The organism is Salinicola sp. CPA57, assembly GCF_003206035.1.
GTDB classification, from domain to species: Bacteria; Pseudomonadota; Gammaproteobacteria; order Pseudomonadales; family Halomonadaceae; genus Salinicola; species Salinicola socius.
In genome coordinates, this window is sequence record NZ_PZJR01000016.1 from 23,292 (window position 1) to 43,030 (window position 19,739).

19 protein-coding genes are annotated in these 19,739 nt (G+C 63.1%); 10 read left to right on the forward strand and 9 right to left on the reverse strand.

The features are described from left to right. Positions 1 to 87 precede the first annotated feature (87 nt). Positions 88 to 1,347 carry a putative DNA modification/repair radical SAM protein gene (locus DOM36_RS16815; RefSeq protein ID WP_110643775.1) on the forward strand — a complete coding sequence of 420 codons (1,260 nt, stop codon included), beginning with the start codon at positions 88 to 90 and terminating at the stop codon, positions 1,345 to 1,347. Between the two features lie 45 nt (positions 1,348 to 1,392). Beyond that, positions 1,393 to 2,322: a TIGR03915 family putative DNA repair protein gene (locus DOM36_RS16820; RefSeq protein WP_110643776.1), complete on the forward strand. Its 930-nt coding sequence runs from the start codon at positions 1,393 to 1,395 to the stop codon at positions 2,320 to 2,322. Positions 2,323 to 2,341: 19 nt separating this feature from the next. On the opposite strand, the gene DOM36_RS16825 is transcribed toward DOM36_RS16820, so the two are convergent. Beyond that, positions 2,342 to 4,003, reverse strand: a complete 1,662-nt coding sequence (locus DOM36_RS16825) for a multidrug ABC transporter permease/ATP-binding protein (RefSeq protein WP_110643777.1) — start codon at positions 4,001 to 4,003, stop codon at positions 2,342 to 2,344. A gap of 219 nt (positions 4,004 to 4,222) precedes the next feature. Continuing rightward, positions 4,223 to 5,134 (reverse strand): LysR family transcriptional regulator, encoded by a 912-nt coding sequence (locus tag DOM36_RS16830; RefSeq protein ID WP_075571578.1) that lies wholly within the window; start codon positions 5,132 to 5,134, stop codon positions 4,223 to 4,225. 348 nt (positions 5,135 to 5,482) lie between these two features. Between DOM36_RS16830 and DOM36_RS16835 the strand changes: the two genes are divergently transcribed. From DOM36_RS16835 to DOM36_RS16845, 3 genes are all read left to right on the forward strand, one after another. Beyond that, positions 5,483 to 6,502 (forward strand): zinc-dependent alcohol dehydrogenase family protein, encoded by a 1,020-nt coding sequence (locus tag DOM36_RS16835; protein WP_075571577.1) that lies wholly within the window; start codon positions 5,483 to 5,485, stop codon positions 6,500 to 6,502. Between the two features lie 109 nt (positions 6,503 to 6,611). Continuing rightward, a complete protein-coding gene (locus DOM36_RS16840) occupies positions 6,612 to 7,487 on the forward strand; it encodes an AEC family transporter (protein ID WP_110643778.1) in 876 nt (291 codons plus the stop codon). Between the two features lie 121 nt (positions 7,488 to 7,608). Further along, on the forward strand, positions 7,609 to 8,142 hold the full coding sequence (locus DOM36_RS16845; protein WP_232823898.1) for a PRC-barrel domain-containing protein: 534 nt from the start codon (positions 7,609 to 7,611) through the stop codon (positions 8,140 to 8,142). A 118-nt stretch (positions 8,143 to 8,260) separates the two neighbouring features. Here DOM36_RS16845 and DOM36_RS16850 read toward each other — a convergent pair whose 3' ends face one another. The 3 genes from DOM36_RS16850 to DOM36_RS16860 all read right to left on the reverse strand — a co-directional run bounded on the left by DOM36_RS16850 (position 8,261) and on the right by DOM36_RS16860 (position 11,095). Next, positions 8,261 to 8,650, reverse strand: a complete 390-nt coding sequence (locus tag DOM36_RS16850; protein ID WP_110643779.1) for a DUF4168 domain-containing protein — start codon at positions 8,648 to 8,650, stop codon at positions 8,261 to 8,263. Between the two features lie 187 nt (positions 8,651 to 8,837). Further along, complete coding sequence (locus DOM36_RS16855) at positions 8,838 to 10,133, reverse strand: pyridoxal phosphate-dependent aminotransferase (protein WP_110643780.1); 1,296 nt, start codon at positions 10,131 to 10,133, stop codon at positions 8,838 to 8,840. Between the two features lie 44 nt (positions 10,134 to 10,177). Next, positions 10,178 to 11,095 carry a MurR/RpiR family transcriptional regulator gene (locus DOM36_RS16860; protein ID WP_110643781.1) on the reverse strand — a complete coding sequence of 306 codons (918 nt, stop codon included), beginning with the start codon at positions 11,093 to 11,095 and terminating at the stop codon, positions 10,178 to 10,180. 215 nt (positions 11,096 to 11,310) lie between these two features. Between DOM36_RS16860 and DOM36_RS16865 the strand changes: the two genes are divergently transcribed. Next, a complete protein-coding gene (locus tag DOM36_RS16865) occupies positions 11,311 to 11,766 on the forward strand; it encodes a DUF4174 domain-containing protein (protein ID WP_075571572.1) in 456 nt (151 codons plus the stop codon). A gap of 84 nt (positions 11,767 to 11,850) precedes the next feature. On the opposite strand, the gene DOM36_RS16870 is transcribed toward DOM36_RS16865, so the two are convergent. The 3 genes from DOM36_RS16870 to DOM36_RS16880 are packed head-to-tail and all read right to left on the reverse strand — an operon-like array spanning position 11,851 to position 14,269. Beyond that, a complete protein-coding gene (locus DOM36_RS16870) occupies positions 11,851 to 12,807 on the reverse strand; it encodes a biotin-dependent carboxyltransferase family protein (RefSeq protein ID WP_232823899.1) in 957 nt (318 codons plus the stop codon). After that, positions 12,807 to 13,520: a 5-oxoprolinase subunit PxpB gene (pxpB, locus tag DOM36_RS16875; RefSeq protein WP_075571571.1), complete on the reverse strand. Its 714-nt coding sequence runs from the start codon at positions 13,518 to 13,520 to the stop codon at positions 12,807 to 12,809. The genes DOM36_RS16870 and pxpB overlap by 1 nt, the downstream gene beginning before the upstream one ends. Then, on the reverse strand, positions 13,517 to 14,269 hold the full coding sequence (locus DOM36_RS16880; RefSeq protein WP_075571593.1) for a 5-oxoprolinase subunit PxpA: 753 nt from the start codon (positions 14,267 to 14,269) through the stop codon (positions 13,517 to 13,519). The genes pxpB and DOM36_RS16880 overlap by 4 nt, the downstream gene beginning before the upstream one ends. Positions 14,270 to 14,533: 264 nt before the next feature. Between DOM36_RS16880 and DOM36_RS16885 the strand changes: the two genes are divergently transcribed. The 4 genes from DOM36_RS16885 (at position 14,534) to DOM36_RS16900 (ending at position 18,759) form a co-directional block, all read left to right on the forward strand. Beyond that, on the forward strand, positions 14,534 to 15,490 hold the full coding sequence (locus DOM36_RS16885) for a LysR family transcriptional regulator (protein ID WP_075571570.1): 957 nt from the start codon (positions 14,534 to 14,536) through the stop codon (positions 15,488 to 15,490). A 120-nt stretch (positions 15,491 to 15,610) separates the two neighbouring features. Further along, positions 15,611 to 16,609 (forward strand): TRAP transporter substrate-binding protein, encoded by a 999-nt coding sequence (locus DOM36_RS16890; protein WP_110643858.1) that lies wholly within the window; start codon positions 15,611 to 15,613, stop codon positions 16,607 to 16,609. Between the two features lie 80 nt (positions 16,610 to 16,689). Further along, a complete protein-coding gene (locus tag DOM36_RS16895) occupies positions 16,690 to 17,271 on the forward strand; it encodes a TRAP transporter small permease (protein ID WP_110643782.1) in 582 nt (193 codons plus the stop codon). 186 nt (positions 17,272 to 17,457) lie between these two features. Then, positions 17,458 to 18,759 carry a TRAP transporter large permease subunit gene (locus DOM36_RS16900; protein WP_075571568.1) on the forward strand — a complete coding sequence of 434 codons (1,302 nt, stop codon included), beginning with the start codon at positions 17,458 to 17,460 and terminating at the stop codon, positions 18,757 to 18,759. A 37-nt stretch (positions 18,760 to 18,796) separates the two neighbouring features. On the opposite strand, the gene DOM36_RS16905 is transcribed toward DOM36_RS16900, so the two are convergent. After that, a complete protein-coding gene (locus DOM36_RS16905; protein WP_075571567.1) occupies positions 18,797 to 19,726 on the reverse strand; it encodes a Gfo/Idh/MocA family oxidoreductase in 930 nt (309 codons plus the stop codon). Positions 19,727 to 19,739 lie beyond the last annotated feature (13 nt).

Sequence of the window (19,739 nt, forward strand, 5' to 3'; positions counted from 1 at the left end):
GAAATCGAGCCACCGACCTTGTCGATCCCGCGATTCTCGAATACTGTATATAAAGACAGTCATCGGGACACGCCACAGGATCACTGCATGGAACTGATCGACAAGCTCTCCATCCTCGCCGATGCCGCCAAGTACGACGCATCATGCGCCAGTAGCGGCGCACCGAAGCGTTCCTCTCGCGGCAAGGTGGGACTCGGATCCTCTGACGGCATGGGGATCTGCCATAGCTTCACGCCGGACGGACGCTGCGTGTCTCTGCTCAAGGTGCTGTTGACCAACTTCTGTCTGTTCGACTGCCAGTACTGCGTCAATCGGCGATCGAGCAACGTGCCTCGAGCGCGCTTCACGCCGGAGGAAGTCGTTCGCTTGACGCTATCGTTCTATCGCCGCAACACCATCAGCGGACTGTTCCTGAGCTCCGGCATCATTCGCTCCAGCGACTACACCATGGAGCAGATGATTCAGGTGGCCAGGTCACTCCGGGAGACGCATCAATTCCGCGGCTACATCCATCTCAAGGCGATCCCGGAGGCGGACCCCAAACTGCTCGAAGAAGCCGGACGTTACGCCGACCGACTGAGTGCGAACATCGAACTGCCGACGTTGACCAGCCTGAAGACGCTGGCACCGGAGAAAGAGCTGGGTACCATTCATTCCGCCATGGATCACATGCGCCAGCGAATCGATGCCGCCAACGACGACGCCCGGCAGGATGCCCGCCATCCGGTTCGCAGCAACAATCCCAAGCGACAGGCGCCGCGCTATGCACCCGGCGGTCAGAGCACGCAGATGATCGTCGGCGCGGACGCCACCGATGACCGTACGATTCTGCAGTCCGCCCAACATCTCTATCGGGATTTCCGTCTCAAGCGCGTCTACTACTCGGCGTTCAGTCCGATTCCCGAACGTCCCGCCGGGCTACCCCAGGCGGCGCCACCGCTGCTGCGGGAACATCGGCTGTATCAGGCCGATTTCCTGATCCGCAGTTACGGTTTTCAGGTCGAAGAGCTGCTGAACGCGCCGGGCAACCTGGACCTGGAGATCGATCCCAAGCTGGCCTGGGCGCTGGCCCACCGCAACGACTTTCCGGTCGACCTCAATCGCGCCGAACCGGCGATGATCGCCCGCGTTCCGGGCATCGGTCTGCGCAGCGTGCAGCGGCTGGTCGATCTGCGCCGACTGCGCCGCATTCGCTATCAGGATCTGGTCGCACTGCGCTGCCGGCTGGACACCTTGCGTCCGTTCGTCATCACCCAGGACTACCGCCCCGCCGACGCCAACCTGGACAGCACCCGCCTGCGCCAAAGCCTGACCGCGCCACAGCCTGCCCAGATGGCGTTGTGGTAGATCCATGCAACACAAGCGCGCGAGTCATCAGCCGGAGCTTTCGTCATGAATCCTGATCCATCGTCACTGTCGCCACGTATCGCTCACGCTCGCGATTTCGAGGAATGGCGCGAACGGGCGCGGCAGCTGTTGATGGCTGGCGTACCGCCCTCGAACGTGACCTGGCGGGATGGCGATGACAGCCACGACGACCTGTTCTCCTCGCCGCCAGCAGCGGAAAGGCAGCATCCATTCCGGGGAGCGGCTTCGACATCGATCCGAATCGGGCGCGAGCAATTGGCGCTACTGCGCAACGCCGCCCGCTATCGCTCGCGCGGGGGCGAGCAGGCGCGCTGGCCGTTGCTGTATCGGGTTCTGTGGCGATGGGCCCAGGGCGATGCGGCGGCGACTCACCCCGCCGATGCGGATGGTCATCTCTTGCATCAGCGCTGGCATGCGATCAAGCGGGAAGCGCATCACATGCACGCCTTTCTGCGGTTCCATCGGCGCGATGATGCGTTGGGAGAACGCTACGTCGCCTGGTTCGAGCCCGCGCATGACGTGCTCGATCTGGGCGCCGAGCACTTCGCCGACCGCATGGGCGGCTCGCCCTGGTTGATTGCCACGCCGGAAGGGGGCGTGCACTGGAACGGTTCGACGCTCGACTACCGCTTCCCCTGCCCTGCAACCTGGGCCACCGAGGCGCGGACAGCCGCCGAGCGCGCCAATGCCGACGAGGACCATGCGCTCTGGAGAACCTATTTCGTCAGTACCTTCAATCCGGCCCGACTCAACCACAAGGTGATGACCCAACACATGCCGCAGCGCTTCTGGCGCCATCTCAGCGAAGGGGATCTGATTCCCGCGATGGAAGCCAGGGCCCGCCATGGCGGCCAGCGTCTGGCCCAGGAGAGCAGCGTGGGCCAGCGCAAGGGCAAGGCGCTACCGCCCGGCAGGCTCGCATGCCACAGCACGCCGCCGGCCGGCAACGACTAGCCAGTCGCTGTGCCACCCTTCACGGCGTATCGATTCTGGCCACGGCATCCCGACTGGCCAGCGCCCGCTCTTCACCGGTCAGCTCGCGCAGCTGGCCGTCTCGCATTTCCAGCAGCCTATCGGCATGGGCGAAATAATGGTCGTCATGGCTGATCGCGAAGACCGTGATGCCGAGTTCCCGAAAGCGCGGCATCAGTTCGCGATAGAAGGCGCGCCGGAACTGCGGGTCCTGATCCGCGGCCCACTCGTCCAGCAGCAGTATCTGGCGTTGCTCGACCAGTGCCATCAGCAGTGCCAGACGCTTGCGCTGGCCCTGGGAGAGCTCGGTATCGAGAATCTTCCCCTCCTCGAGCTGCAGTTTTCGGGCCAGCTGCAGCGTCTGCAGCCAGTTGTCCAACAGCGCGGGATCGGCATGCCCCCCTTGAGGCCCCATCAGCCGATCGAACTGATGGAAGTCGGTATAGACCGCCGAGAATCGTTGGCGATAGCGGTGCCAGTCGGCTTCGCCGACGATCTCGTCGTCGATGCGGATCTCGCCGGCGTGCGGTCGATAGAGTCCGGTGAGGAGCTTGGCCAGGGTCGATTTTCCGCTGCCGTTGCCGCCGATCAGGTAGACCTGCTCGCCGCGCTCGAGGCGCAGGTTGATCGGCCCTACCGAAAATCCTTCGCGCCCCGCCTTGGCCGGGTAGCGATAGGTGATGTCGCGCATCTCCAGAGACTGCCACTCGCTGTGGGTCTCGACCAGATCGAAATCGGCGCGGTATTCGGCCAGGGCCAGTTCGCGCAGCTTGTCGAACGAGACCTGGGCGGTGATCAAGGTCGGCGTCGCGCCCACGGCCTGGATCAGGGGCGAGCGCAGGAACAGCAGCGTCAGCGAAAACGTCGCCGCCACCGCGGTATTGGCCCAACCCAGGCCGTTGGCGAGGAAAAACACCACGCCGATCGCCCCCAGCATCATGATGTTGGTCCAGTTGCCTGCACTCAGATGGTAGGTGTCGGCACGAATGATGTGATCGCGATAGGTCCGGGCATCGGCCCCGTAAACCTCTTCCAGCAAGTGTCTGGCGCGATCGCGATTGAGCGCCAGCTCCTTGCGCCCGTGGATGATCGTCTCGTAATCCTGGTAGAGCCGACTGTCGGTGGCCCGGGTGATCCGGATGTGATGATAGACCTTCGACACCAGCCACCAGCCGATCAGCATGGTCACGGTGATCCAGATCGCGGTGATCAGCAGCAGCGGCGGCGAGAGCCACAGCAGGTAACCGACCGAGGCCAGCGTGATGATCACGCCCTGAACGAGCTCCGGCAGGCGGACGAAGGCGATGGTCACGTTACGAATGTCGCTGGAGAGACACGACAGCAGATGCGCGCTCCCGAGCTGCTCGAGTCGCTCGATGTCGGTGTCGAGGATGCGCTTGATCAGCCGTCCGCGCAGCCGATAGACGAAGTGGTGTCCGAGCGTCGTCAACGCCAGCTGCGACCCCAGCGTGACCGCCAGCAGCAGCGCGATCAGGCCGATGAAGGGCAACAGTGCCGTGATGGCGGTGCCATCGGTGACGATCAGATAGTGATTGATGAACGCGATCACGCCGATCCCCAGCGCCGCGCTCAGCAGGGTAAGCAGCATGACGCCGATGAACGGCCAGCGATAATGACGAAAGACGACGCGCAGTAGTTCCATTCGGATTCCGTAGCCGGCGATTGGGTTCGCTCATGCCTTCATGCGCGAGACATTGGCCGCAGCACTCCACGGCGGAAGCGATGACCAGGCACGCTTGCGAAGGCATCGAGCGAGAAGCACGGCACCGGGTGATGGCCGGCAGACCGCAGGCGCGAATGATTCTGATCTTCACTCACGAAGTCAAGAGACGTGGCGGCGAGCCCTGTCCTCGGAGGCGACTCATTCGTTGTCGTCGGCGAACATCATCTGTATGCGCGAGCGCAGCCAGCGCTCGGCAGGATCATTGTCGTAGACGCTCTGCCATACCATGCTCAACGGAGAGGGTGCGCGTTCCAGCGGCATTTCGTCCACTCGCAACCCGCCCTGGGCGGCCAGCACGTCCGCGGCGTAATCCGGCACCGTGGCAACCATGTCGGTATCCCGCAGCAGCGAGGCAAGACTGTTGAACTGCGGGACGGCTAACACGATGCGACGCTTGAGCCCTTTTTCGGCCAGCAGTTCGTCGACGTAGCCGTTGAGGTCGCCGTCGAACGACACCAGGGCATGCGGGCGCTCGCAGTAGTCGGCCAGGGTCAACGCGCCCGGACTGCTGTCCGCCCGCAGCACCTTGGCCCGGCTGTGACGCAGGATCTTCTGCTTCGCGTTGGCCGGCAGATCCCGTGCATAGCCGGCGGCCACGGTGACCTCGCCGGTATTGAGCAGTTGGGGCATCAGATGGAAATCGGCGCGCCGGACTACCAGCACGATGCCCGGTGCTTCGGTTCGCAACCGCTTGAGCAGCGCCGGAAGCAGGGCAAATTCGATGTCGTCACTGAATCCAACCCGGAAGACCGCCTCACTGGTCGCGGGGTCGAAGTCGCTGGTCCGGCTGAGCACGTTGGAAATCGCGTCGAGGGCGGGCTGCAACTGCTCGTAGATCTGCTGTGCCCTGGCGGTTGGCACCATCTGGCGCCCGGTACGCACCAGCAGCGGATCGCCGAAGACATCCCGGAGTCTGGCGAGCGAAGCACTGGTGGCCGGCTGCCCCAGAAACAGCCGCTCCGCCGCTCGCGAGACACTGCGCTCCTGCATCAAGGTCTCGAATACCACCAGAAGCTTGAAATCCACCCCACGCAGATCACTACGATTCATGCATGCACTCCGTTCGACGAGTGGCGATGACCGCTCGTCCCTTCAAGTATCCGTCAACGGCAACCCGCGTCCCGGCGCCGTATCGATGAGCGTCAGCGCCTTGTCGACAAGTGTCCGTGCCATACCGGCAAGTGTCCATGCCGTAGCGACCAGTGTCCGTAGCGTATCGATAAATGGCGTTTTCCTATCGATAAGTGGCGTTGTCCTATCGATAAGTGGCGTTGTCCTATCGATAAATGGCGTTGTCGTATCGATGAGCGTTATAGCCACTATCGATCCTCGAGCATAGTGTTTGCCGGCCATCGTCGATAGAGTCGATAGCAAGCTCCAAAACCCTCGAGGTTCACAATGTCACGCGCGATACAGTTTCAACGTTTCGGCGATGCCGACGTTCTGGAAATCATTGAGCGCGACGACCCGCAGCCCGCAGCCGGCGAGGTGCTGATCCAGACCGAGGCGCTCGGCGTCAACTGGCAGGACGTCATGTGGCGCCGCAACATGGCGCCGACGGAAGCCAGACTGCCGGCCGGCTCGGGTACCGAGATGGCCGGTACGGTGATCGCCGTCGGCCCGGGCGTCAGCGCTTTCTCGCCGGGCGACCGCGTGGCTTCGATCCCCGCTTTCGATCCCAATCAGTATACGGCACATGGCGAGCGCGTGGTGTTGCCGGCCGAGGCCCTGATCGCCTATCCGAGCTGCCTGACCGCGGCCGAAGCCAGTGTCCACTACGTCCCTTCGCTGATCAGTTGGCTCGGTTTTCGCGAAGTCGCCGATCTGAAACCCGGCGACACCGTGCTGATCACCGGCGCCTGTCATATCGGTGGCCCCTATGCGGTGCAGATCGCGCGAGCGCTGGGCGCGCGGGTCATCGCGGCAACCCCGCACGAGGCGGCGGTCGACTATCTGAAATCGCTGGGAGCCACGGCGGTCATCCATACCGAGACTCAGGACCTCGCCTCGCGGATCAACAAGCTGACCGACAATCACGGCGTCGATGTGGTGCTGGATGCGCTGGGCGGCCCTCAAATGAACCTGCTGGGCGATGTGCTCGCACCGCGCGGTCGGCTGATCCTCTACGGCATGATGGGAGGCAACCAGACCACCTTCCCGGCCCAGGCCGCCTTTCGCAAGAACATTCAGTTCTACGTTCACTGTCTTTCCAATTTCAGCGGCAAGCCCGAACTGGGCATACCCCAGAATCGTGAGGCGCTGGATCGCGCCATTACCGACGTCGATCGGATGACCCGCGCCGGCGAACTCAAGCCACAGATCGATTACCGGTTTCCGTTCGAGGAGATCGCCGAGGCGCACCGCTATCTGGAAACCTGTGCCAATCATCATGGCCGCATCGTGGTCGAAATGGCCTGATCGAGCGGGGGGGGCGCCCCCCGACCGCAATCGTGCATTGCCAGCCACCTGACGGATTGACGACAATAGACTTCTCGACTTTCGTCTCGATCACGTTCAAGGAAACCGGATGCTCGCGCAACTGTTCGCCGTCATGGCCCCCGTTCTGATTGGCGCGAGCATCGGGTTCGGCTGGATTCGCTTCGGTTTCAACTACCCCACCGAGTTCGTGACCAAACTGGTATTCAACATCGGCACACCGGCGCTGGTACTGGCATCGCTGGCCAATGCCGAGGTCGATCCCCATACCTTCGGTCGCACCCTCGCCACGACTTTCGTGGTGCTGGCCGGTATGGCAGTGGCAAGTTTCGGCGTCGCCAGGCTGCTACGCAAACCCTGGCAGGTCATCATCTCGCCGATGATGTACCCCAATGCCGGCAACATGGGTTTGCCGGTCTCGCTCTACGCTTTCGGCAAAGAGGGATTCACCTTCGCCATGACGGCATGGGTCGCCAATGCACTGATCCAGTTCACCGTTGGCATGATGATGGCGACGCGCGGCAGTCCGCTGAAGACACTGGTACGCAACCCCACGCTATACAGCATCGCCATCTCGCTTACCCTGCTGCTGTCCGGGATTCATCTGCCCGCGTGGCTCGGCAATACCGTCCACCTGCTCTCCGGCCTGACGATTCCCTTGATGCTGATCACGCTAGGCGTGTCACTGGCCAGCATCCAGGCGCGCAATCTCTCGTCAGGGTTCCTGTTCACGCTTTGCCGTGTCCCCATCGCGCTGGCGCTGTCATTCGCCACCGCCGCCTGGTTCGGCCTGCCGCCGGTGGCCGCCAGCGCGGTGGCGCTGCAGATGAGCATGCCGGTCGCGGTCTACAACTATCTGTTCGCTCAACGTTCCCGGCGCGAGCCGGAGTACGTCGCCAGTCTGGTGTTCTGCTCCACCGTATTGGCGTTCGTCTATCTACCGCTGGAACTGGCATTCATGCTCTAACGCCTCGTCCGCATGGCTTGCAAATGTGACGCGAGCAACTACATTACAAAGTGTAATCTTCAAAAGTTAATGGATTACAGGTAGTTGCATGTTCAAGAAGCCGCGAGGCAAGGAGATAGAGATGAAAAAACTGTCATGGAAGCAGACACTCGGCGTCGCCACACTGGCTGCGGGTAGCGCAATGCTCTCTCAGGCCGCACTGGCGCAGGATACCCAGGATCCGCAAGGCCTCTACTCCGCCGATGAGCTGATGGATGCAGACGTCTTCTTGACGAGCAAGCCGGATGAAGACGTGGGTGACGTCGAAGACATCCTGCTGGGCGAGGACATGAGCGTTCAGGCGCTGGTCATCGAAGCCGGTGGCGTACTCGACATGGGCGACAAGGATTTCGTGGTCCAGAAGGGCGACTTCACGGTAGAAACCCGTCACGACGACAACCTCGACGACATGGAATATCGCGTCGTTCTCGACATGGACGGCAGCGCGCTGAAGCAGCAGCCGGAATACACCAATGACTGGTGGCAGAACGCCAAGACTCAGGCGGCCAGCGCGTGGGAAAACACCAAGCAAGGCGCCTCCAGTGCGTGGAAGGACACCAAGTCAGCAACGTCCGATCTTCTGGACGATGCCAGCGACGCGATCGACAACAACTGATCGTCCAGCGCTCTCGTGATGCATCGGACCCGATGCAGGCACAACAAAACCGCCGACTCGCTGTCGGCGGTTTTTTCATGCGCGACTCTGGCAATGCCAGAGCCACTGCATGTCGCGTTTACTGCTGTGGTTGCTGAACCATGCCTTTCACGCGTTGCATCAACTGCGGATCCTGCTGGATGGCCTGGCCAATGGAGTTGAACTGCTCGACACTCATGCCGCTGTCCTTGACCGCATCCACCATCTCGTCGTTGGCCTGCTGACGAATCTTCTGCTGTTCACCCTCTTCGGATGCATTCTGCAGCTGCTCGGTGTAGTCCTGAGAGATCATCGCGATGTTCTGAGACGCATCGGCGAACTGTTGCAGCTGCTCATCGGAGAAGTTCTTGGCCGGAGCCTGGGCCTGGGAACCGCTGTCGGCTGCGTTCTGGTCTTGCGCCATGGCGGGTGCGCTGACAAGTCCGGCCGTCATCATTGCCGCCGCGACGAATGCAGTGATCCTTTGCATGAATACCTCCAAGTACGATTTTATGCGTGTGCTGTAGTGGGATACCGCTCGGGGAAGAGAGTTCCCTGCGAATTGTTTCGGCAGGAAATTTAATGTTTCCTCAAGAAACTCAGGCGGTATCGCGCTAGTCAGCCCGCCAGGCGCTGGCCCGTCATTGAGACAAGGCTGGCGTCTCGGCGGTCGCCCGTCATGGTAGCCATTCGATCATTGCCTGAACACCCTCGCGGACCTTGACCAGCGCCGGCAGCGCCATCGGGTCAGCGTGGTGCTGCGGCAGGTGCGCCAGTAGCGCCGCGCCATCGAAATCGACATAGGCCAGACGAACCGTGAGTTGAGCGGGATCGCAGCCGAAAGCGCTGCCCGGCAACAGCGCCACGCCGGTCTCGGCCAGCAGTCGTGAGGTCAATTCAGCGCTGGTGGTGATACCTCGACGCGACAACGCCTCTCGATATCCCTCGAAATCGGGGAACAGGTAGAAGCCGCCATCCGGAAGATGGGTACGAACGCCCGCCGCCTGCAGCCGAGTGGCACACCAGTGGCCAATCAGGCTGAGCCATGCTCGCTGACAATCCAGATATTGCGTCAGTGCCGGTGTCAGCTGGTAGGCGACGCAAGCCGCTTCCTGAACGGGGCTGGCAACGCTCGACCAGGTCTCCGAAGCGATGCCCAGAAAACGTGCGAAGATCTCCTCTCCCAGCGCTTCGGGCACCTGCATCACGCCCAGCCGCCATCCGCCAGCGCCGCACCACTTCGAAAGACCGCTGGTGGTCACCGTGCCCTCGGGATAGTCGCACGCAAAGGCGCGATGCGCCCTCTCATGCGTCAGTGGTCCGTAGATCTCGTCGGCCAGCACGATCACCCCGTGGCGACGCGCAACCTCGGCCAGCGCCCGCTGGCTATCGGCCTCGGGCGACAGTCCGGAAGGATTGCCGGGCGCATTGAGTATCAGCAGCCGTGTACGGCTGCCACCCCCGCGGCAATGCGCCTCCAACTGCTCGGGCGTGATCTGCCAGCGCGTGTCGAAACTCGCTGGCAGTTTGATCGGCGTCTGTCCTGCCAGGCGCGCCTGTGGTGCATAGGAGACCCAGGCCGGCGCGGGGATCAGAATTTCCGCCGCCGGCAACGCCTTGATCAGGGCGAACAGCAGCAGTTTGCTGCCGGGAGCGATCAGCACGCGCGAGGCCAGCCATGAAGTGCCGTCGAGCTCGCTGTGGAAAGCCGCGACCTTCTCTCTTAGCGCCGGCAAGCCCTGGACGGGCAGATACGCTTTCTTGTCGGCGTGCCTGGCCAACGCTTCTACCGCAGGTCCGTAAACCGGAAACGGCGATTGGCCGAAGCCGAACTTGATGATGCGCTCGCCCCGTGACTCCAGCCATCTCGACTGTTCGTTGATCAACAAGGTATCGGAAGCCGGGGTGGCGTTGATGTCATCGGCGTAGGCGTGATTCAACAGGGCGGTGGCGAGCCCCTGGCGAGCGGTCATGTCAGCGGAATTCCTGATGTCGTCGGGGTATCAAGGCAGTTCGATCATTCGATCTGCCAGCGGGCGATCAAGGCCTCACGACGACGGATCGACGAGACGGCGTCGCCGCCCATGTCGTGGGCCATGTGGGACAACAGCATTTCGATCACCACGAACAGGCTGCTCATGGGATTGAAGAAAAACGGGCCTTCGGCGGACGCCAGCAGCGTCATCTCGGTCATGGTGGAGAGACGAGCGGCGGGGTGATTGGTCAATGCGAGCAGCTGCGCGCCCTGTTCGAGTGCCTGGTGGCAATAATCGACACTGCTCCGGGTCTCCGGCCGGTAGCTGATACCCACCACGAGATCCCCCTCCTCCAGCTCGCGCACCGCTTCGAGATTGATACCGCCCACCGAGTCGATCAGCCGCACGTCGCTGCGCAGATAGCTCAAGTAGTAGGAGAGATAGTGAGCACCTGCGAAACAGGCGCGCTGTCCGACCACGTGAACTCGGCGCGCATCGATCAGGGCACGGACGGCACCCGCCAGCATCGCCTCGTTCAGCCCTTCGGCGGTGCGCGAGAGATTGCCCATCTCTTCCTGCCACAGCATCTGCTGCCGGACCGGGTGATCGCCGTCACTCGGGATCTGACCGAGATCGAGCAGCCGCTCGGCACGCGTTGAATAGAACGCCCCGGTGGCGGCATCGGCCCGGAATAGCGCCTGGAAGGCCTTGAATCCGGTCAACCCCAGTGCATGGGCCAGGCGAGTCAGGCTGGACGCATTGACCCCATGCTGCGTGGCCAGCGCCGAAATGCTGAGCGTCGCTGCCAGTTCCGGCGCCGCGAGCAACTGCTCCAGCAGCTTGAGCCCCCCCGGCGTCAATTTCGGGGCTTGAGCTTCTCCGCGACGTGCAGCGATCGACAGCGCCTGCAAGGCGGCCATCGACGTCGGGGGCGAGTCGAAACCATCGTGAGCGGCCATGACCTATCCCTCCGTTTCAGTTTGTAGGTTATACCTTCGCTTGAATTACGACAAATAAATTTCCTTTTTAGGTAATTTATTTGCATTCCCTGGTTTCGATCTCGATGCCCTTTGATTGTCGATGCCCTTTGATTGGCGGCCTTGTCTTGAACCCCTCTCCCTTCCGTGAGTCACAAGGTCTAGAGTACTCGCAAACGATACGCGTGGAGACGCTCATGAAACGATGGTTGATGACCGGTGCCCTGGTAGCTGGCGCCTTCTTGGCAAACGGCGCCACGGCGCAGGCGGATGGCGGTAACGACCCCGCCAACCCGCTGATTACCGACAAGTGGAACTTCCGCCCGCTGATCGTGGTGACACCGGACCCCGGCCAACCCGCCTATCGGCATCTACGCCAGCAGCTCGATGACACACGAAACCAGTTTGCCGATCGCGACATGCTGCTCTACACGGTCGAGGGCGATAGCGGCACTCGCCACGGCCAGCCGATGACGCCCTACGAAACTCGGGCGCTGCTAGATGCGCTGGGGGTGAACCCCGATCAGGGCGTGACGACGATTCTGGTGGGCAAGGACGGCGGCAAGAAGGTTCAGCTTCGAGGTGACGTTGATCTGCAGGAGATCTACGCCACCATCGACCGGATGCCGATGCGCCAGGCTGGCGATGACTGACCGGCGGGACAGGCGAACCGCCGAGCGCTCATCGTGGCAAGCGCCCTCCAGCGCCGGGCCGAACCGGCTTGCGCTGGCCAGCGGCTAACGCCACAGCGCGAGCTGGCGCAGGTAGCGCGTTCGTGCCTGATGGGGCGTCACCGGCGAGAGCCTGATCGTGGTGCCGGAGGCGCACTGACCCAGTTGGGCGCAGGCGATCGGCGACAGCGCACCCAGCCTCGGGTAGCCGCCGATGGTCTGGCGATCGTTCAGCAGGATGATCGGCTGCCCGTCCGGCGGAACCTGAACGGCACCGAGCGGAATGCCTTCCGATATCATTCCGCCCAACTGACACCGCAGCGCCGGACCTGTCAGCCGAACGCCCATCCGGTCGGCGCGGCTATCCACCTGCCAGCCCTGATTGAAGGCGGCGAACAGACTGGCACCCTCGAAATGCGCGATCTGCGCGCCGGTTACCAGCGCCAGCACGACCTCGTCCCGCGGCATGGGCGGCACCGAAGGCATGTCACGAATCTCTCCGGCATGGCCGGCGGCCGACAGTCGATCACCGACCTGGAGCATCCCGCCACGGCCATCGAGCCCGCCCAGTTGCTCGCGGGCCACCGTCGACAGGCTACCCATGAAGGGCTCGGCGTCGATCCCGCCCGGCAGTGCCAGATAGGCACGCAGGCCCGCCCTCGGCTGATCGAAAGCGAGCACCTGACCCTGTTCGAGCGTGAAGCTGACGTTGGCATCCAGCGGCTCGCCGTCCCGCGTGGCGCCCAGATCGGCACCCGCGATGGCCAGCCGAATCGTCTGCTCCGCTTTCAGCGCCAGGCCGCCGATGGCGATCTCGATGCCGGCAGCATCGGGCGCATTGCCCAGAAGCCAGTTGGCCCAGCCCAACGATATCCAGTCCAGCGCGCCGCCCTGCGTCACCCCCAGGTGGCGGCAGCCGAAGCGGCCCGCGTCCTCGACCAGGGCCAGTGGCCCCGTGCGCTCGACGACGAGTGACGCCGGCCTGGTTTGCATCGCGTTCTGCGTACTCGTCCGCGTCGCCATCAGCGCTCCTCCAGCGGCGTGGTATCGCCGCCCTGTTCGATAAAGGCTTCGCGACTGATCGGCTCGAAACGCACGCGATCGCCGGGGCGGAACAGGCTGATCTCGTCGCGCTCGCGATCGAACAGCTTGACGGCGGTACGACCGAGGATGTTCCAGCCGCCCGGCGAGCGCATCGGATAGATGGCGGTCTGACGCTCGGCAATGCCGACGCTGCCGGCGGGAACTCGCTGACGAGGCGTTTTCAATCGCGGCGTCGCCAACGCTTCCTCGACCAGACCCATGAAGGCATAGCCGGGGGCAAAACCGAGCGCGAAGGCGCAGTAATCGCGGCCGGCATGCCGACGCGCGACGTCATCCGTATCGACACCCAGGCGCTCGGCAATGCGGGAGAGCTCCGGACCGACGCTGTCGTCGTACCACACCGGAATACGGTGCTCCCGACCGGCCTGGTTCGACGCCGGCTTCAAGCCACGCAAGGCGTCCTGAATCAGCTTCCTGGCCTCGATCTGGGACAGCCGGGAGACGTCGTAATGCACCAGCAGCGTGGTATAGGATGGCACCAGGTCGATCATGGCCTCGCCGAGGCGCTCACGCAGCGCGGTATCGGCCGCCAGTATCCACGGCATGTGCGCCTCGTCGATGGCGTCGAACAACCTCACCATCAGCGCGTCCATGCCCACCGTTTCGAGCCGGGGAGATAGTGACTGGCTCATGCGTCGCTCAACTGCTGAAAGGCTTCGCGAATGGCCTTGACCGCCGCCACCGACTCGGCGTTGTCACCGTGAACGCAGAGCGTATCCGCGGGGAGATGCAGCTTGCTGCCGTCACTCGCGGTCAGCGGCTCGCCCTTGGCCAGGGCTACGGCCTGATCGACGATGGCACCGCGATCGTGGTGCACCGCCCCCGGTAGACGCCGCGACATCAGGTGGCCCTTGGCGTCGTAGGCACGATCGGCGAAGGTCTCGAACCAGAGTGTCACGCCCATTGCCGCGGCGAGCTCGCGCACCGGCTCGGGATTGGCGGTCGACATCACCAGCAGCGGCAGGTTGCGATCGTATCTGACCACCGCCTGCATTGCCGCACGCAACAGGTCGAAGTCGCTGGCCATGTCGTTGTAGAGCGCGCCGTGGGGCTTGACGTAGCTGATTCGGGTCCCTTCGGCGCGGCAGAACGCTTCCAGCGCGCCGATCTGATAGAGCATCAGGTTTTCGACCTCCTGCGCCGAGCAGGCCATCGAACGACGGCCGAACCCCATCAGATCGGGATAGCCGGGGTGCGCGCCGATACGCACCCCGTTGGCAGCCGCCATCGCCACGGTCTTGCGCATCACATCGGGGTCGGAAGCGTGAAAGCCGCAGGCGATATTGGCACAATCGACGAAAGGCATCGCCTGATCGTCGAGACCCAGCGCCCAGTTGCCGAAACTCTCACCCATGTCGCAGTTGAGCAGGGGCACGCGCATTCGCATTACCTCGTATCGTTGTTGTTGCTCGTATCGTGGTCGTAGCTCGTATCGTGGTCGTGGAAAGGCGTGCCGCAGCCAAGCCTGAAGGCACTGTAAGAAACCGTCAGCGACAGGGTCCAATCGTTTTTCACGATGCGCAGTATCGGCGCAATCTTTCATCCCGATCATGGCGTCCCCAAACGGCGCAATATGAAGAGTTGACGTTCCCGGCATCGGGCCGAAGAATCGGCCATCCCCTTTCGAATACATAACGAGACACCGATGTTCGATTTCAAGGAGCTCGAAGCCTTCGTCTGGGTCGTCAGGCTGGGGTCGTTCCGCAAGGTGGCAGCGCGGCTGCACCTGACCCAGCCCTCCATCTCCGATCGTATTACCCGTCTCGAAGCCGCGGTCGGTGAATCGCTGCTCGACCGCAGCGCGCGGCCGGTGCAGCCCACGCTGCGCGGTCGCGAGTTCTACGCCCACGCCGAACGCCTGCTGGACAGTCGGGAGGAGGCGCTGCAGCTGTTTCAGAACCAGGAGGATTTTTCCGGCACGCTACGGCTTGGCGTGATCGAGACCATCGCCCACAGCTGGTTCAGCACTTTTCTGACACAACTGGCCGAGCGGCATCCACAGCTGACCATCGAGCTCACCGTCGATATCTCGCCGTTCCTTCACCAGCGTCTGGCGGATAACGATCTCGACATGATCTTCGCCATGGACGGCGTCGCACCGGGGCTATCGGTGACGCAGCTGCCGCTGGCGACCTACGAGATGGGTCTGTTCGTGGCGCCGCAGCACGCCGCGCGTCTGCATCACGGCGGCACGGCTGCGCTGTCCCGTCTTCCGTTCGTCTCGTTCAGCAAGCTGGCACGCCCTTACGGCGAGCTCGTGACCTATCTGGCCGAGCTGGGGATCGAGGATCCGAAGATCCACTGCGCCACGACGCTGATGACCATCGCCCGAATGACGATCGACGGCGTGGGTGTCGGCTCGCTCCCCGTTTCCACGGTATCGGACGCCTGCGAACGCGGCGAGCTGTTGCGGCTGGTATTGCCTACGCCGCTACCGGCAATGTTCTACGACGCGATCTGGCGCAGCAGCAGCTATCCCAGCTTCTGCCGGGGCGTCACCCAGCTCGCGCAGGACTGTGCCGCTCGCTATGCCCAACGCCATCTCGATGACGAACCCCACGGGGAAGTGAAAGCCTGGCCCGATAGTGCGGATAAGAATTAACGATTTGACGCCGTCGCCGACCGACTTGAAGAATGCAAGAGTCCGATATCTCGATCACGCCCCCGTTCAATAACAAGCGGCGTGAATGAAGACCCTATCAATAACAAACGGAACCCAATGATGCGCACATCCGCGATATCTCTGCTGACGATCGCCATGGCGAGCTCGCTCACCGTCGCGACACCGGCACTCGCCGACCAGTGGAATCTTGCCTCTCCCTACGGCGATGCCAGCTTTCACACCCAGAACACCAAGCAGTTCGCCAAGGATGTCGGCGAAGCGACCGATGGCGAGCTGACCATCACCGTGCACAGCGGCGGCTCGCTGATCAGCCACGCCGAGATCAAGCCATCGGTGCGCCGCGGCACCGTCCAGGCTGGCGAGATATTCCTCTCCACGCTCTCCAACGAGTCGCCGATCTACGAAGTCGACACCCTGCCCGGCCTGGCCGGCAGCTATGCCGACGCCTACGATCTGTGGCAGGCCTCCAAGCCGATCATCAGCGAACTCTTCGCCAAGGAGGGGCTGATGCCGCTGTACGCCGTGCCGTGGCCGGCGCAGGGCATCTACACGGACTTCGAGCTGACCGATGCCTCCCAGTTCGCGGGCCTGCGCGTTCGTGCACCGAACATCAACACCCAGCGCTTCGTCGAGAACCTGGGCGGCATCCCGACCCAGACCGAAGAAGCCGATATCCCCACGGCGTTCAGCACCGGCCGCGTCGACGCCATGATCACCTCGGTTTCCACCGGCAAGTCGATGTCGGCATGGGATTACGTGTCGAACTACAGCGATGCCAACCTGTGGTTGCCGAAGAACATCGTCTTCGTCAACAAGCGCGCTTTCGACCGCCTCGACGACGCCACCCAGAAAGCGGTCCTCGATGCCGCGGCCAAGGCCGAGCAGCGCGGCTGGCAGATGAGCAAGGAAGACAGCGCAGAAAGCGCCAAGGCTCTGGAATCCCACGGGATCACCGTGAGCGAGCCCAGCGATGCCCTCCAGCAGCAGCTGAAAGCCGCCGGACAGAAGCTGTTCGACGACTGGCAGGCGCGCGCCGGCGATCAAGCTCAGCAACTGGTCGATCGCTACCGCGAACGTCAAGCCCAGCAGAGCCAATAACGTTTGGTGTAACGGCCCGCCTCGTCGCGGGCCTCGTACGCCGTAGACTTCACTTCACTCACACCCGGTGAGTTTCCGTCATGACCTTCAAACTGAATCCGCTCTACCGGCTCGGTGCCTGGGGTGCCGCGGCCTGCATGCTGGCGATCTGCGGCCTGGTCACGTTTCAGGTACTGCTGCGCTGTCTCGACGCCGTGCTGGTAATGGGCGGCGCCAGTCGTCTCGGCTACGAGATCAGCGGCGTCTCGGAGATCGCCTCCTATCTGCTGGTCGGCGCCACCTTCCTGAGCCTCGCCTACACCTTCACCCACTACGCCCATATTCGCGTCACGCTGGTCATCGCCCGACTGCCGGCGGCGGTCAGAGCCTGGTGCGAAGTGGCGTGCCTGGCGATCGCCTTGGCGCTCAGCGCCCTGCTCAGTTGGGAGATGATCGGGCTGATTCGCGAAAGCCTCGATTACGGCGACGTCTCCTCGGGGCTGATGGCGATTCCGCTGTGGATTCCACAGACCGTCCTGGTCGTCGGCCTCGCACTGCTGTGTCTGGCCATTCTGGAAGCCCTTTCGAACACGCTGAGACAGGCCGTCACGGCGCCGTCGCGCTACGTGGCCCCCGGCGACAACAACGACCCTGGCGATAAAGACAGCTTCGGCGGCGAGTAACTTTTCGCTCCCACAACCAGCGAGGAAGCGCTGAATAAATCGGCGAGCGGGATGAAGAGCAAGGCGCACGGAGCGCAGAAGACTAGACATAACATGGGGTTAGGCGAGTCTTCCAGCACCGCGGAACGCAGCACTTCGCCCGCGCAGACATTTATACGGTGCTTCCCTGAACCGAGGATTCGACTCGTGCTCACGCTCAGTCTTGCAACGCTTTTTACCCTGGCGATTCTGCTCGGCGGCGGCGTATGGATCGCCTTCGCCCTGCTCGGCACCGGCTGGATCGCGCTGACCGGTTTCACGAGCTTCGAGGTCGGCCCCATTCTTGCCTCCGATTTCTGGGGCGCCAGCTATGGCTGGGACCTGACCGCCCTGCCGATGTTCGTGTGGATGGGCGAGATCCTGTTTCGCTCCGGGCTTGCCGACAACATGTTCCGCGCGCTGTCGCCCTGGCTCAACCGTCTGCCCGGTCGGCTGCTGCACTCCAACATCATCGGCAGCGGACTGTTCGCGGCCGTCTGCGGCTCCTCTGCCGCGACCTGCGCCACGGTCGGCAAGATGACGCTGCCCGAACTCGAGCGGCGCGGCTACGACGAGACGCTGGCGATCGGCACGCTGGCCAGCGCCTCCACCCTGGGCCTGCTGATCCCGCCGTCAATCATGATGATCGTCTATGGCGTGGTCACCGAGCAGTCGATCTCGCGCCTGTTCATGGCGGGCGTCGGCCCCGGCCTGCTGCTGCTGGCGCTGTTCATGATCTACCTGGTGATCTGGTCACTGACCGCCGGCAGGAATGGCGGCGCAGGTCATGCCGAGACGCCGATGCCGTTTCTCGACAAGGTCAGAAACAGCTGGCGGCTGATTCCGCTGCTGGTACTGATCGGCGGCATTCTCGGCAGCATCTACGGCGGCGTCGCCTCGCCCACCGAGGCAGCGGCCGTCGGAGTGGTGCTGTCGATGGTGATCGCCCGCTTCAATGGCCACTTCGACAAGTCGATCTTCCTGGAGTCGATGTTCGCCGGACTGCGTACCTCGTGCATGATCGCCTTCATCATCGCCGGCGCGTCGTTTTTGTCGTCGGCAATGAGCTTCACCCAACTGCCGACGCAGCTGGCCAGCGCCATCGCCGCCATGGGGCTATCGCCCAACGTGCTGCTGGTGATGTTGACGCTGTTCCTGCTGGTGCTGGGCTGCTTCCTCGACGGGATCTCGCTGATTCTGCTGGTGACCTCGATCATCATGCCGCTGATCAACGCCGCCGGCATCGACCCGATCTGGTTCGGCATCTACCTGGTGATCGTGGTGGAGATCTCGCAGATCACGCCACCGGTGGGCTTCAATCTGTTCGTGATCCAGGGGCTGACCGGCAAGAACATCTTCACCATCGCCAAGGCCACGTTGCCCTTCTTCCTGCTGATGCTGTTCGCGATCGTGCTGATGCGGGCGTTCCCGGAGATCGTGTTGTATCTGCCACAGGCGATGACCGGCTAGGCTTTGTACGAAACCGGCGCTCGCTCGAAGCTCTCCTCTATTCGACGAAGTCCTCGACGGTGTGCCGGTGCCCCAGCATCAGGGCGTCGGCCACGTGCCGGAACGGGCTGACATCGACGTCGGAACGACCCTCGGCGATCAGCGTGGCAAAGCGTTCGTAGAGGCCGGCGTACTCCGCATCGGGACCTTCTTCGCGTAGCTCGCCGTCGATCAGCAACCGGCTGCCGCCCGCTTCCAGGGTCAAGCGCCCTTCGTCGGTCTCGACGTGAATGTTCCAGATCGGCGGCGTGCCCTGCTGACGAAAATCGAACTCGGCATGAATCGGCACGTTTTCGCCGTCGACGAAATCCAGCGATGCCGCGATCGGCGTCTGGCAGTTGCCGGGCACCTGCAGCTGGGCATCGGTCAGGTGGAACGGACGCGGCAGGATCTCGGTCACGATCGATAGCGCGTTGATACCCGGATCGAACACCCCCATGCCGCCCGGCTGCCAGATCCAGGCCTGCCCCGGATGCCAGACGCGCACGTCCTCCTTCCATTCGATATCGACACGCCGGATCTGGCGCGTCGCCAGCCACTGCCGTGCCGAATCGACACAGTGGGCGTGACGGGAATGCCATGACGCGAACAGCGTGACACCATGGCGCTCGGCGTCTTCCCGCAGGGTTTCGATTTCCGCCAGAGTGGCTCCGGGCGGCTTCTCGAGCATCACGTGCTTGCCGCTTGCCATGGCCAGACGCGCCTGCGCGGTGCGAACGCCAGCGGGGGTGCATAGCGACACGGCGTCGATCTCGGGGCCCTGCTCGAGCAGCGCCTCGAGACTTTCGAAATTCGCAACGTCGGCCACGGAGGCGTTACGGCTGGAGACGGCGGTCAATCGATAACGCGCATTGTCGTCGATGGCAGGATGATGCTGATCGCGGGCGATCTTGCCGTAACCCACGATCGCGAGACGAAGGGTATCCATGACAGATCCTTGT

Coding starts and splice junctions, on each gene's coding strand:
- DOM36_RS16815 (WP_110643775.1), top strand. CDS start 88: ATGGAACTGATCGACAAGCTCTCCATCCTCGCCGATGCCGCCAAGTAC.
- DOM36_RS16820 (WP_110643776.1), top strand. CDS start 1,393: ATGAATCCTGATCCATCGTCACTGTCGCCACGTATCGCTCACGCTCGC.
- DOM36_RS16825 (WP_110643777.1), bottom strand. CDS start 4,003: ATGGAACTACTGCGCGTCGTCTTTCGTCATTATCGCTGGCCGTTCATC.
- DOM36_RS16830 (WP_075571578.1), bottom strand. CDS start 5,134: ATGAATCGTAGTGATCTGCGTGGGGTGGATTTCAAGCTTCTGGTGGTA.
- DOM36_RS16835 (WP_075571577.1), top strand. CDS start 5,483: ATGTCACGCGCGATACAGTTTCAACGTTTCGGCGATGCCGACGTTCTG.
- DOM36_RS16840 (WP_110643778.1), top strand. CDS start 6,612: ATGCTCGCGCAACTGTTCGCCGTCATGGCCCCCGTTCTGATTGGCGCG.
- DOM36_RS16845 (WP_232823898.1), top strand. CDS start 7,609: ATGAAAAAACTGTCATGGAAGCAGACACTCGGCGTCGCCACACTGGCT.
- DOM36_RS16850 (WP_110643779.1), bottom strand. CDS start 8,650: ATGCAAAGGATCACTGCATTCGTCGCGGCGGCAATGATGACGGCCGGA.
- DOM36_RS16855 (WP_110643780.1), bottom strand. CDS start 10,133: ATGACCGCTCGCCAGGGGCTCGCCACCGCCCTGTTGAATCACGCCTAC.
- DOM36_RS16860 (WP_110643781.1), bottom strand. CDS start 11,095: ATGGCCGCTCACGATGGTTTCGACTCGCCCCCGACGTCGATGGCCGCC.
- DOM36_RS16865 (WP_075571572.1), top strand. CDS start 11,311: ATGAAACGATGGTTGATGACCGGTGCCCTGGTAGCTGGCGCCTTCTTG.
- DOM36_RS16870 (WP_232823899.1), bottom strand. CDS start 12,807: ATGGCGACGCGGACGAGTACGCAGAACGCGATGCAAACCAGGCCGGCG.
- pxpB (WP_075571571.1), bottom strand. CDS start 13,520: ATGAGCCAGTCACTATCTCCCCGGCTCGAAACGGTGGGCATGGACGCG.
- DOM36_RS16880 (WP_075571593.1), bottom strand. CDS start 14,269: ATGCGCGTGCCCCTGCTCAACTGCGACATGGGTGAGAGTTTCGGCAAC.
- DOM36_RS16885 (WP_075571570.1), top strand. CDS start 14,534: ATGTTCGATTTCAAGGAGCTCGAAGCCTTCGTCTGGGTCGTCAGGCTG.
- DOM36_RS16890 (WP_110643858.1), top strand. CDS start 15,611: ATGCGCACATCCGCGATATCTCTGCTGACGATCGCCATGGCGAGCTCG.
- DOM36_RS16895 (WP_110643782.1), top strand. CDS start 16,690: ATGACCTTCAAACTGAATCCGCTCTACCGGCTCGGTGCCTGGGGTGCC.
- DOM36_RS16905 (WP_075571567.1), bottom strand. CDS start 19,726: ATGGATACCCTTCGTCTCGCGATCGTGGGTTACGGCAAGATCGCCCGC.